Genomic DNA, 12,176 nt, shown 5'->3' on the forward strand with positions numbered 1-12,176 from the left:
TCCATTCTATTACTGTTAGCGATATATCGGTTACCGTAATAATATTATTACGGAAGCCGATATAATTGTCAATACAAAAATACCTATTTTTAGTAAACCTAACCGATCATAACCACGAAAAAAAGCCTATAGCCCATGGATATAGACGGTTCATGATCGCAATCTCCTCAACTTGGATCTACCCCATCTAATTAAATCTATTCCTTCCACTACGCATGGGGTGTATCGGACTTAGAAGCCACTAGAATTGGACCACCATCACTTTCTTCAGACATAAAAAATAGGCTTATACAACTGCCCAAGAGCAATTGTATAAGCCTATTTGATGATGCGGTCGAGAGGACTCGAACCTCCACGATATTGCTACCACACGGACCTGAACCGTGCGCGTCTGCCAATTCCGCCACGACCGCACATTATGTACACCAATGAAATAATCACTGTACATAAGACTATACTCTTTTTTCGGATAAATAGCAACATATTTTTAAATCGATGTACAGATAAATCTAACAACAGCGATATAAGCGATATAACATATTCAAATACCCATAGGCATAACCAATCACAGTTATTCAGTTTATATATTTCACTTATAAGAGGCTGGTATGATACAACATAATTAAAAGAATGTGCTGCATCAGAAGTATCACTGTAATTCCAAACCAGAAAGGACGAATACGTATGAACCAGCAGTGGAATACCGGAACCTATGATACTGATATGGCCTTTGTGTCTCAGTTTGGAGAGTCTTTGATTGAACTTCTTCGCCCCCAGCCTGGCGAACAAATTGTTGATTGGGGCTGCGGAACAGGTGATTTGGGAGAAGCCATCGCTGCTAGTGGTGCCACTGTAACAGGTATTGATGCTTCAGCCGAAATGATTCAGACTGCCCGTGACAAGCATCCCCAGCTAAACTTCATCTTAGCAGATGGGCAAAACTATGTGGCGGAACAGCCAGTCGATGCCGTGTTCAGCAACGCTGCTCTACACTGGTTGACCGACGCGAACGGAGCAGCTGCTTCTATCACAGCTAGCCTACGAACAGGCGGACGTTTTGTTGCCGAGTTCGGTGGGCAGGGCAATATCGCTTCTATCGTTACTGAGCTTCCAAATGCTTTTACCGCTATAGGGTGTAGTGATAAACTTCAATTACCTTGGTATTTCCCTAGCATCGGACAATATACAACACTACTAGAACAACATGGACTGACTGTTGACCTCGCCCTTTGTTTCGACCGTCCAACCCCACTAGAGGCTGGAGAGCAAGGGTTCCAGTCCTGGCTGAACACTTTTGCTAATGGAATCTTAAGTGTCCTAACACCATCTGAACGAGAAGAAGTCCTCTCTTATATGGAACAAAAACTTAGACCGACATTATTTCAGGATGGCCGCTGGGTGATGGATTATCGAAGAATCCGGGTCGTCGCTTACAAACGCGTCTAACAATGAAGGGCGTGGCTTCTTCCTATGCAACAAAAAAAAAGAGTGTACTGGCGCGTGTCCGCACCAATACACTCTTTTTATGACCATCTATCTTCTATCTCCCACATATCGATCGCTACCAGCACCAAGTCCGACAACCAGCAGCAATACGCTTGCACCCAGCAATAAAACAAGCGGCATCGTCCAGCTATTCGTTACATCATGAAGCCATCCGAATAATGCCGGGCCCATTGCTGCAAGCACGTAACCTACGGATTGGGCCATTCCCGACAGTTCCGCTGCTTCTTGAGTGCTTCTGGTCCGTAGACTGAAGAACATCATCACAAGTCCGAAGGCAAATCCTCCGGCAATCCCAAAACAGATCGCCCAGACAGCCATTAAAGCACTGCTTCCCAACCAAATGCCACCGATTCCGATGAAATACAAAATAGCCGTGATGATTACTAGAATACGTTGGTTCTTCATCCGACCTGCCCACAACGGCACGAAGAAAGTAAACGGCAGCTGGGCCATTTGCATTAGTGATAGTAACCAACCTGCATGGCTTGATGACATCCCTCGCTCACCAAGGAGAACAGAGAACCAAGCTATGAAGACATAATAGAGCAACGACTGTAAGCCCATAAAAATCGTTACCTTCCAAGCAAGCGAAGAACGCCACATATTTCCACTAGAGATCGACCCCTTGGCCCCAGTCCCTTGATCGAGCTTGCGCATTTGCGGAATCCAGAACAGGGTTGCTAGCGCAGCGATCATAAACCAAATCGCCAAAGTCCCTCTCCAGCCAAATCCAGCATGACTAGCTAGCGGTACACTAATACCTGAAGCGACGGCTGCACATAAATTCATCGAGACGGTGTAGACACCTGTCATTAACCCAATTTTGTGAGGAAACTTCCCTTTAATCAGACCCGGAAGCAATACATTACATACTGCAATAGAAAGCCCGAGTATCGCCGTACCTGTGAACAACAGTCCCGTTCCAGATCCCGACCGGATTAGAATCCCCATAGCAAGCATAACCATAGCAATTAATAACACATTAGCCAAGCCGAAACGGCGAGCTAGCTTTGGAGCAAACGGGGACAAAATGGCAAAAGCCAACAATGGTAGAGTAGTAATAGCTCCTGCTAAAGTGTTCGATAAGCCTAGATCATCCTGAATCATTTGTACCAGTGGACCGACGGATGTGAAAGGCGCTCTAAGTGCCGCTGCGATAAACACAATCCCCAACACTAGCAGCCAGCGATCATATTTGGTATCCGTTAAACCTCTATTCTGAATGTTTCCTTCTCGTTGCGATGCTTTCATCATGTATCCTCCTAAATTGCAACAAGCATAAACGCCTTTGACATTCCTGTAAGGACGGTGAGCGATTACGCCAGAAATATAAAAATGTTTATTACATGGCATTAAGACCTATCATCCACTATTATTATAAAAGTTACAAGCCTTAAGTAATTTTATAACCCTATTATTGACAAAATCGAATGACATCTTTAGTATCCATATAATCAAGACAATTGAGAATCAATTTCATTCGATCTCCTACATATTCTTATAGAAAAGAGTGAACAGAATGCTTCGAAGGTTTTTTTCCTACTATCGTCCGTATAAAAAACTATTTATATTGGACTTCTCCTGCGCTGTTTTTGCAGGTCTTCTAGAACTAGCTTTTCCGGTAGCTGTCAATAAATTTATTGATGATTTGCTTCCGGGTCAAGATTGGCCGCTAATTCTTATTGCGTGTGTCGCGCTCCTAGCTATTTACGCCTTGAATACAGTTATGCAGTATATCGTTACATACTGGGGGCATATGCTTGGCATTAATATCGAGACCGATATGCGTAAAAAAATGTTCGATCACATCCAGAAACTGTCCTTCCGATTCTTCGATAACAATAAAACAGGTCACCTCATCGGGCGAATCACCAACGATTTAAATGATATCGGCGAGGTGGCGCATCACGGTCCTGAGGATATATTTATCGCCATCATGACACTTGTCGGTGCTTTCCTCCTTATGGCTGATATTAATCTGAAGCTGGCCATTATTACTTTTATTATCGTTCCAATTATGGCTTGGGTGATCATCTACTTCGGACGCAACATGACTTCCACCTACCGCCAGCTTTTTGGAAATGTAGGTAGTTTCAATGCCCGTATCGAAGATAATGTCGGTGGTATCCGGGTTGTTCAATCTTTTGCCAATGAGCAGCATGAACAAGAGCTATTCGCAGTAGATAACCAAATGTTCCGTAAAACTAAGCTTCTCGCTTATAAAATCATGGCCAAAAGCTTATCCGTCAGCTATATGATGACCCGCCTCATTACGATCCTTGTGATGATCAGCGGCGCTTGGTTCTTCATCAATGGCGAGTTGCAAATCGGTGAGTTTGTGGCATTTATTCTGTTGTCCAATATCTTTTTCCGTCCGATCGAGAAGATCAATGCCGTTATCGAGAGTTATCCAAAAGGAATTGCCGGCTTTAAACGTTATCTAGAAATTATTGATACGGAGCCAGATATCAGCGATAAGCCGGATGCCGTAGAGGTAAATACTTTACACGGTGATATTACCTTCCAGAATGTCTTTTTCGGATACGACGAAGACCGTCCGGTTCTACAAAATATCAGCCTAAAAGTTAAGGCTGGCGAAACGATTGCCTTTGTTGGACCTTCTGGCGCAGGCAAAACAACTATTTGCAGCCTGCTCCCTCGTTTCTATGATGTCACAGGCGGGGCTATCACCATAGATGGCATCGATATCCGTGACATGAAGCTGGAGTCGTTACGTAAGCAGATCGGGATCGTACAGCAGGATGTATTCCTATTCTCCGGTACGATTCGTGAGAATATTGCCTACGGAAAGCTGGATGCGAAGCTGCCTGAAATCTGGGAAGCTGCTCGGCGTGCCCATCTGGAAGATCTCATTCAGAATCTTCCAGATGGCATGGATACGGTGATCGGCGAGCGCGGTGTGAAGCTGTCCGGTGGACAGAAGCAGCGCCTAGCGATCGCCCGCATGTTTCTGAAGAATCCGCCGATCCTGATTCTGGATGAAGCTACTTCCGCACTGGATACAGAAACGGAAGCAGCGATTCAGCAATCGCTGGCGGATCTGTCCGTGGGTAGAACCACACTCGTCATCGCCCACCGATTGACGACGATAAAGAATGCCGACCGGATCATGGTCGTGAACGAAGAAGGCATCGCCGAGCAAGGCCGCCATGAAGAGTTAGTCCATGCCGGTGGCATATACAGCCGGCTGCATCAGGCACAATATAACGCTTAGGGACGTTATCTGGAGCTTCTGTAGAATGATTGATTCAGCTGCTGAGATTTTCAAGAATAACAAGCCTAGTCTCCACGTTATTGGCGACTAGGCTTGTTTTTTCGTGCTTCTCATCTATTTCCAGCATGAGAGGCTGCACACCACATGAGTCGGGTCCAGTGACCTAGGTACCTACTATCATTTTTAACATCGCTGCTTCTACATTGACGTTCTTTCATGACCACGACCAAAATGTACATGCTCTAATGAGTGAAGTATCTGTGTCCCAATAATTATTATACACTCTATAAAAAAGTTCACCCGGATGTAGAATGAGCTTTTTTTAGTTTCAGGAGAGCTGAATATACGAATCTTCAAAACCCAACAAGACTTCATTACGCTGCCCCCAGCTAGCCTCTTCCCTTCCCAACTCCGAGACGTAACCGTACAGGCAATCGTCTCTTTGTACTAGACAGATACGGCCACTAGGCTTGCTGTAAACACAGGCTCCTGTGAGTTTTTCTTCAAAAAACTTGCCTCTACTTGTGATACGGTTCACCGTAACAGGGCTAACGGCGAAAAATGCGAAAGGAGCTGCCGTGGCAGCTCCTTTCTTGGTCGTAGAGAAACGTCTATTGAACTTATGAGTTTGGATGATTAAACAACACAACACAAGAGTCGCATTCGAACATGGAGAGAAAAAGTTGCAACAACAGTACTCAGTCGAACTATTGCAACGATTCGAATAAACGCTTTAAATTATTTAATAATGCGTTTTTTTCATCCCAAGTCCAATCAGCTAAAGCTTCATGCATATTGCGCTCACGGGCGAGGTTAATCATTGTATTGATTTCCTCCCCGTATTTTGTCAATTCAGACACACGAATTCGAGAGTCTGAACTTGATGGATAAGTATAAACCAACCCGGCGGTCTCTAACTTATCGATTTGCCGACTAACACTCGAATAGTTTTTCCCCATCATAGCAGCCAAATCACCAACACTAGTCGGTTGGAGATGCTCGATACCAACAAAGACGCGAAAGGCTGCTGCCTCCAAATTTACACCAGCATCAGCAATCATTTTCTTATCACGGTCTGGCCGATTGATAATGGAAACTAAATCAATTAGCGCTTTAAAAATTTCATTCTCCATTTCTTTTTATCGCACCTTTACTACTGGACGTGGTGTAAGCGGAGCATTCCAATCCTCTTCGATATTTTCTAGAGCAAACTCTGTTGTGTCAATCTTTATCTTCCCCTCGGCGGCCATCTCAAAAACACCTTGAACAGCGGATAACATATCAGCTTTAGAAACACTCTTATCTCCACTACCTACCAGTTCAATTGTTGATGAGCGTAAAATAGATGAAGGTAAATTTATGTTTTCTTGTCCAGATGAAGTCCCAATGCTTACAAAGCGGGTTACACGATCCGTATTATTCTTAGAAAGAGCTGCCATGATGGCAAATGCGCTATCACCCCAAAGGTAATCCAATATAACATCAACACCTTCAGCAATAACTGGCATTAGGCCGTTTTCAAACATTTTTTGTCCGTAGTCAGCTGTTATATCAAATGCAATGGCCTCATCGGCTCCAAGTGAATGTAGCTTCGATTCATTGCGTCCCGTTACAATGATTTTCTTGGCCCCAAGGCCCTTAGCAATCTGAACTGCTAAGCTACCGGATGCCCCAGTGGCGCCGTTAATCAAAACCGTTTGGCCGGATTTGAAGCCAGCCCGAAATACCAATGCAGCCCATGACGACATAGCTGGGTTGGCAATAGCGGCAGCAGTGAGATCATCAATACCATCTGGTAAACGGACAACTAGCTTCTCGTTGACAACGGTTTGCTCAGCCAAACTACCATACGGTGCCGTTGGCAGTGCAAAGTAAACTCGAGACCCATCTTCCAAAGTTCCAACACCGTCAATACCAGCTACAATTGGAAAATTAACTTCTGATGAGTAGTGCTTACCCATTGAACGGAACTTGCTAACTCGACTCAAGGCTGTTGCCGAAACGTTAATTATAACTTGCCCACCTGTCGCAACAGGGGAATCAAAATGACCCATTACGGGAATGGTCCCCTTCTTCTTCACTATTGCTGCCTTCATAGTTATTACACCCAGCTCTCATTCGAAATTATGTGCATCGCACAAATTATGTGCACAATGCACATTTTATTTCGAACCATTCCTTGATGAATATACTGAGGTCAAAGGGTTAGCTAAATTCGTGCTTCACCGTCGCCAATTGGACACGGTCTTTCAGCTGGACTATCCATATGCAAGGCAGGTCGGTCTTTCTGCATCCAGACTAATTAAGCAATAACTTGCCGTTACTTATGATACGGTTCACCGCGGCCGTCCAGTCGTTCCCTGTTGAACTGATTATGGAGGCAAAATCATGGAAGATAATCTCGTACACAACAGGTTGACCGTCAATGGCTGGAGCAGGTGCTGCGGCAGCAGAGCAAGTCTGTCTCCGATGGTTCTATGCCGTGAGAGGTACGCAAAATTAGTTATATTTTGACTACTATCAGGACCACATGACAAACCTATTAATTAGATACGACCTCGACATGACCCTCATGAAGATCAGTTAATCAATGCCTGCCACTAAACCGTTTAATCGCTTCCTCGGTCACCGGCTCGAAGAGGTTTACAAGGTTGCCGTCGGGATCACGGAACAGCATAGAACGGTTTCCCCACGGCATCGTGGTCGGTTCTTTTACCCAATCATAGACAATTGGCTTCAAGCGTGCATATTCGGCTTCGACATCGTCGACGCGGAACTCGATGATGACAGTGTGATTGCTCGCTGCCACTACGGAACCAGCGCCGAATAGCTGCGCCGTTTGGGAGTGGCCGATTGCCAGGGTACATGCTGGCATAACGAGTTCGGCAAAAACAGGCGCGGGGTGCACCGCCGAAACACCCAGAACTTTTTCATAGAACTCGACGAGACGATTCACATCGTCGGTAATGATGCGTACAGAAGCAAAATTCACAAAATACCATCCTTTCTATACTCCTTTATGTTTACATACCCGATAATAAAACAACGCTACTGACAGCGTTATGTCAGTAGCGTTCTGAAATTTTTCGGGCTTCCTCACGAATCTTATTCCGGAATGATTCAGGCTCCAATAAGATTACACCCGCTCCCCAGCCGAGTACCCATTGCAGTAATTCATCCAGTTGGCGTACGCGTAAAACCATATCTAATCCAGCTTGATGCTCTTTCATTTCTTCAATGTAATGATAGTTGGATTCCTTCACCTTATCTGCGAGATCATGATTAAATCGAAGATGAACTCGCAAGTGGCGATCATCCGGAGGGGTATACTCTCTTAAGTCAAAATGCACAGGAAGCTCGAATCGCGATTACGCCTGTTTCTTCATTTGAAACAAACGAGGGATAACGAAGCTGATTGACAAGCGGAAGGGGCTTTTCCTTTGTCAGAGAAAGCCCCGAAATTGAATCACAGGCTTACCTTCGTCATTTGATGTAATAAGCTACCCATATATTTCCGATACAATTTATATCTGAATATGAAAGGTTGGGTTGTTTTATATGGCGAACGGATCAAATGAAATAAAAACACTTGATGTTACACAAGTTCTTGACCTAGCTAGTAATAAACATATTATCGACGCATTTGTAACTGATGAGAACAATGAGCAAGAAGTGGTTGTAGCAATAGTTGCTAGGATACGGATTGCTGATATTAAAAACAAGCAAGGTTGGAATGCAACTGTTGTAGATGCAAAAAGAAGTCGCTTTTATGACAGTGTAGAAATTAATACAGAACCTACAAACCGCGTGGCATCAAACGCTGTAAATCTACACACATCTTCAGGAATTTTCTATGGTTCCTATAAAGGATATAATGTTAGAAAGCAACGAGACTATGTCAAGAAGAATGGTAAGAAATTGTTGGAACGATATCAACAGTTCTACTCTGAACCAGTCACCCCTAAAGATCAATAATTTGTTGTAGACAGTTGCTTAACTATCCTCGTTAAAGAGTCCTATTCAAAAATAGAGCCAGACATTCTACCAAAGAGAATGGCCCGACTCTATATCTGTTAAGATGTGTTTCTATTACCAAAGGTTCAACTTCACCTCATGCAACCTTGTATTAGGATAGCCGATGAATCGACCATACTATATCCGTACTGAAACCAAGGGTTAGACCGTCAGCTTCGTAATATAATCCAACTTCCTCACCTGCTTGCAGCTCTACATCACCGGATAGCGTCACCGTCGCACTACTTAGTACGGTCCTTATAGTTAAAATTAACGCTATATTGACGTCCAAGATAGGCATATAACCTTTTATTAAATCAGTGCTGCCATTCTTCTTTACGGTAAAAAATGGATCAATGCCACTTCCTAAGCTTATACTAACTGGAACGTTAGTCTTATAGTTAACAGTTGCATGTATAGCATACTTGCCAGTGGCCGGTGCCGTAAATATCCCTGTAGCAGGATTAAATGCAGGGCTTGCGTAATAAGGGGACGCCTCACTCCAATTCGTAAATAGCGTGCTACTAGCGATTGAGTATGTCGTACCCGTAACAGAAAATCCTTCCGAGGTAAAAGAAGTCCCCGCTGGCCCTGGATCTCCTTGTGGTCCCGCCGGTCCTGATGGGCCTTGTGCTCCCGCTGGCCCCGGATCTCCTTGTGATCCCGCCGGTCCTGCTGGGCCTTGTGCTCCCGCTGGCCCTGGATCTCCTTGTGGTCCCGCCGGTCCTGCTGGGCCTTGTTCTCCCGCTGGCCCTGGATCTCCTTGTGGTCCCGCCGGTCCTGCTGGGCCTTGTGCTCCCGCTGGCCCTGGATCTCCTTGTAGTCCCGCCGGTCCTGCTGGGCCTTGTGCTCCCGCTGGCCCCGGATCTCCTTGTGATCCCGCCGGTCCTGATGGGCCTTGTGCTCCCGCTGACCCTGGATCTCCTTGTGATCCCGCCGGTCCTGCTGGGCCTTGTGCTCCCGCTGGCCCCGGATCTCCTTGTGATCCCGCCGGTCCTGCTGGGCCTTGTGCTCCCGCTGACCCTGGACCTCCTTGTGATCCCGCCGGTCCTGATGGGCCTTGTGCTCCCGCTGGCCCAGTCGCTCCGGTATCGCCTTTATCACCCTTGACTCCATTGCCTTTAGAATTCTGCGATTCTTGGTCAACCGATGGCTGAGTACTGATGGTGATGGTTTTCATGGTGGAATTCCATACTACTTTTGCACCGAATAATTCGGCAATAAAACGTACCGGTACCATAACCCGGTTCTGAATGATCTTAGCAGGTTGATCGAGCGTGACCTTCTCCTCTACATCACCGACTTTAATGCTGGCGGTCGGGTCGCCTATAATCAGCGTACCCGATGCATCTCCTTTAAAAACCGCTATTGTTTGTGTAGAACTGTTCCAGTTAAGAGACACGCCGAGCGAGTCTTCAAGGACCCTCAAAGGCATAAGCGCGGTTCCTTTATGGACAACGGGTTCGACGTCACTCGGGATTACGCTATCATTAACGATAATAGAAATCTCGGCCACTTGGCCGACCGGAGCCGCCTGAGCAACAGGGACCACAAACAACGTCATTACAAGCACAAGTACAATAGATAATTGCAGTCTTTTTATTTTTATCACTTTACTTTCCCCCATATTTAGTCAATTCGAAGTAGATACCAGCACCTAAATAATTACGAACAGCATTCAATTGTTCGGCGGTTGCAATCTGATAGGGATCACCTTCAAGTCCCGTTCCTCCAGCAAAGCTCACTGCCGCATATGCCTTACCTTCATCTGTCGCGAACAATCCGGGTATACCACTTAGCACCACTAGCTAGATCTATTATAATGGAACTAATTGTATTTAATAGTGACCGCTGTCATCAGTATTGTCACATGACAAATTAATTTAGTAGTCATTTACCGAAGCCGACAACGGAGATTGTGCGAAGATTCATACTCAAAAGCATAATAATTCGCCCTACTTATGATAAGGTCCTCCACTCAGTCTGTTCCGGCAAGCTTTCATACTAAAACAGATTATAGTGGACAACCCTTCAATTCATTTGCAGGAAGCCTTTAGCCTGGTACCGCTGGTACGTCAACTTCAACATCAGGCCCATCGTTTACGATGTACACTACTAAAGAACCATTAAGTTCTATTGTCGGACGTTTCGTTTCCCAATCTTCTAAACGCAGCTTTAATTCTGTTGATGACTCTGAAAAAAGTGTAAGGGGAGATGCCTCAATCTGAGCAAGCAAACGCCCCACGCTATCTGTTTCAATAATGAATTGAAAGGTGATCATGTGTTGGAGAACGTTTTGAAGTCTACGATCCATGCCTCTGCATCCGAGATTACATTCTTTGCTGCGTCGATGGAAGTATGACGTTCAAGAAATGCCGAACATTTTAAACTGATTCGTTTAACCATGTTTCCGTTCCCATCTTTGATGCTATTTTAGAATGTTTTTCTCCAAGTGTAATTGTCGAAGAAACAAAAACAAGGGAAGACCCAGTGAAGGACCTACCAGTAGCGTACCTGCAATCGGCAGACATAAATATTTCATTTTCTTTCTGGTGCCTTCTAATAGAATAAATCCCATAAGCACGATCGCGGTAACTAAAACATCCATCCATGCAAAAGCTCCGATACGCGTACTGGTTATGGCTTCAAATAGGAGAGACAAATCGAGGCCGTTGCGCACGACCCAAGGGATGAATTGCGAATAGGGCAAGACGAGTCCCAAAAAAGATAATACTCCGTAAAAGTACTTCATTTATAACCCTCCATTATTTTGTAATTTGCAACTCCAAAAAGCTCGCAAAAGTCCGTTTGCTCCATCTTCGCTGCTGCGCGTGACCGCTCTTCAACCCATATCCTTCAAGGCTCCGTTCCAAGCCCTCAGCGCGATTTTCCAAAAAAACTTGCCCCTACTTATGGTACGGTTCACCGTGCTGTCTGTAACGGCAAGTTTTAGGGCCATTACTCTGGCAACCAGCGCAACTGACTTAGAGACGTATAAGCGAAAGAACTATTGAAAACTTTGGTCAACCCTATAGTTTTTTGACTACTTTCTATTGTTTGTACAGTAGTCTTAAAATCCACGTATTTGCTAGAATGTAACTAATGAATTTTTGAAACCGCTTTCATTTGGCGTGATGGGCAAGATGTATGTGCAATGGTTTAGTGCCTTCAGTTGCTCTCGCGAGTTCAAATCTTGTTTTGTCCTCCATTATGGGTGAAGTGGCAGAGTGGTTGATTGCAGAGGGGAATCCCTTGTGGTACGGCAGTATCACCGAGAGTTCGAATCTCTCCTTTACCCAACTTAATAAGGTAAGGTGACAGAGTGGTCTAGAGTACTTGCTTGGAACGCATCTGTGGCTGTGAAGAGCCGCTTGAGGATTCGAACCTCTCGCCCTTCACCATAGCTTACTAGTTTGGTTCA

At 45.1% G+C, this 12,176-nt stretch carries 12 protein-coding genes and 2 tRNA genes; 4 read left to right on the forward strand and 10 right to left on the reverse strand.

Annotated features, from left to right (window positions below):
- Window positions 1-329 precede the first annotated feature (329 nt).
- Window positions 330-413, reverse strand: a tRNA-Leu gene (locus tag MKX35_RS24435).
- A 271-nt stretch (window positions 414-684) separates the two neighbouring features.
- Here MKX35_RS24435 and MKX35_RS24440 point away from each other — a divergent pair.
- Window positions 685-1,446 (forward strand): class I SAM-dependent methyltransferase, encoded by a 762-nt coding sequence (locus tag MKX35_RS24440; RefSeq protein WP_076298556.1) that lies wholly within the window; start codon window positions 685-687, stop codon window positions 1,444-1,446.
- Window positions 1,447-1,533: 87 nt separating this feature from the next.
- Here MKX35_RS24440 and MKX35_RS24445 read toward each other — a convergent pair whose 3' ends face one another.
- Window positions 1,534-2,757, reverse strand: a complete 1,224-nt coding sequence (locus MKX35_RS24445; protein WP_076283203.1) for a CynX/NimT family MFS transporter — start codon at window positions 2,755-2,757, stop codon at window positions 1,534-1,536.
- A gap of 268 nt (window positions 2,758-3,025) precedes the next feature.
- On the opposite strand from MKX35_RS24445, the gene MKX35_RS24450 reads away from it, so the two are divergent.
- Complete coding sequence (locus MKX35_RS24450; RefSeq protein WP_076298557.1) at window positions 3,026-4,741, forward strand: ABC transporter ATP-binding protein; 1,716 nt, start codon at window positions 3,026-3,028, stop codon at window positions 4,739-4,741.
- Between the two features lie 707 nt (window positions 4,742-5,448).
- Here the strand turns inward: MKX35_RS24450 and MKX35_RS24455 are convergent.
- The 4 genes from MKX35_RS24455 to MKX35_RS24470 form a co-directional block, all read right to left on the reverse strand.
- Window positions 5,449-5,874, reverse strand: coding sequence for a MarR family winged helix-turn-helix transcriptional regulator (locus MKX35_RS24455; RefSeq protein ID WP_076298558.1), 426 nt, complete (start codon window positions 5,872-5,874; stop codon window positions 5,449-5,451).
- 6 nt (window positions 5,875-5,880) lie between these two features.
- A complete protein-coding gene (locus tag MKX35_RS24460; protein ID WP_076298559.1) occupies window positions 5,881-6,837 on the reverse strand; it encodes a quinone oxidoreductase family protein in 957 nt (318 codons plus the stop codon).
- A gap of 491 nt (window positions 6,838-7,328) precedes the next feature.
- Entirely contained in the window at window positions 7,329-7,733 is a 405-nt protein-coding gene (locus MKX35_RS24465) for a VOC family protein (RefSeq protein ID WP_076283207.1), read from the reverse strand.
- A gap of 73 nt (window positions 7,734-7,806) precedes the next feature.
- Window positions 7,807-8,091, reverse strand: coding sequence for a WYL domain-containing protein (locus MKX35_RS24470; RefSeq protein WP_081382748.1), 285 nt, complete (start codon window positions 8,089-8,091; stop codon window positions 7,807-7,809).
- Window positions 8,092-8,299: 208 nt separating this feature from the next.
- Between MKX35_RS24470 and MKX35_RS24475 the strand changes: the two genes are divergently transcribed.
- Window positions 8,300-8,716 carry a hypothetical protein gene (locus tag MKX35_RS24475; protein WP_076298560.1) on the forward strand — a complete coding sequence of 139 codons (417 nt, stop codon included), beginning with the start codon at window positions 8,300-8,302 and terminating at the stop codon, window positions 8,714-8,716.
- 151 nt (window positions 8,717-8,867) lie between these two features.
- Here MKX35_RS24475 and MKX35_RS24480 read toward each other — a convergent pair whose 3' ends face one another.
- The 4 genes from MKX35_RS24480 to MKX35_RS24495 form a co-directional block, all read right to left on the reverse strand.
- The gene (locus tag MKX35_RS24480) at window positions 8,868-10,367 is read right to left on the reverse strand and encodes a stalk domain-containing protein (protein ID WP_076298561.1); all 1,500 of its coding nucleotides are present in this window, start codon (window positions 10,365-10,367) and stop codon (window positions 8,868-8,870) included.
- Window position 10,368: 1 nt separating this feature from the next.
- The gene (locus MKX35_RS24485; RefSeq protein ID WP_179086649.1) at window positions 10,369-10,536 is read right to left on the reverse strand and encodes a hypothetical protein; all 168 of its coding nucleotides are present in this window, start codon (window positions 10,534-10,536) and stop codon (window positions 10,369-10,371) included.
- Between the two features lie 272 nt (window positions 10,537-10,808).
- A complete protein-coding gene (locus tag MKX35_RS24490) occupies window positions 10,809-11,069 on the reverse strand; it encodes a hypothetical protein (protein ID WP_076283210.1) in 261 nt (86 codons plus the stop codon).
- A gap of 114 nt (window positions 11,070-11,183) precedes the next feature.
- Window positions 11,184-11,507, reverse strand: coding sequence for a DUF2834 domain-containing protein (locus tag MKX35_RS24495; protein WP_076298562.1), 324 nt, complete (start codon window positions 11,505-11,507; stop codon window positions 11,184-11,186).
- 460 nt (window positions 11,508-11,967) lie between these two features.
- Between MKX35_RS24495 and MKX35_RS24500 the strand changes: the two genes are divergently transcribed.
- Window positions 11,968-12,054, forward strand: a tRNA-OTHER gene (locus MKX35_RS24500).
- Window positions 12,055-12,176: the final 122 nt, after the last annotated feature.

Source organism: Paenibacillus sp. FSL R5-0923 (genome assembly GCF_038009145.1).
Taxonomy (GTDB): Bacteria; Bacillota; Bacilli; order Paenibacillales; family Paenibacillaceae; genus Paenibacillus_AQ.

Bases quoted from the DNA above. Each gene is read 5' to 3' on its own strand.
- MKX35_RS24440 (WP_076298556.1), top strand. From the start codon at position 685: ATGAACCAGCAGTGGAATACCGGAACCTATGATACTGATATGGCCTTT.
- MKX35_RS24445 (WP_076283203.1), bottom strand. From the start codon at position 2,757: ATGAAAGCATCGCAACGAGAAGGAAACATTCAGAATAGAGGTTTAACG.
- MKX35_RS24450 (WP_076298557.1), top strand. From the start codon at position 3,026: ATGCTTCGAAGGTTTTTTTCCTACTATCGTCCGTATAAAAAACTATTT.
- MKX35_RS24455 (WP_076298558.1), bottom strand. From the start codon at position 5,874: ATGGAGAATGAAATTTTTAAAGCGCTAATTGATTTAGTTTCCATTATC.
- MKX35_RS24460 (WP_076298559.1), bottom strand. From the start codon at position 6,837: ATGAAGGCAGCAATAGTGAAGAAGAAGGGGACCATTCCCGTAATGGGT.
- MKX35_RS24475 (WP_076298560.1), top strand. From the start codon at position 8,300: ATGGCGAACGGATCAAATGAAATAAAAACACTTGATGTTACACAAGTT.
- MKX35_RS24490 (WP_076283210.1), bottom strand. From the start codon at position 11,069: ATGGATCGTAGACTTCAAAACGTTCTCCAACACATGATCACCTTTCAA.
- MKX35_RS24495 (WP_076298562.1), bottom strand. From the start codon at position 11,507: ATGAAGTACTTTTACGGAGTATTATCTTTTTTGGGACTCGTCTTGCCC.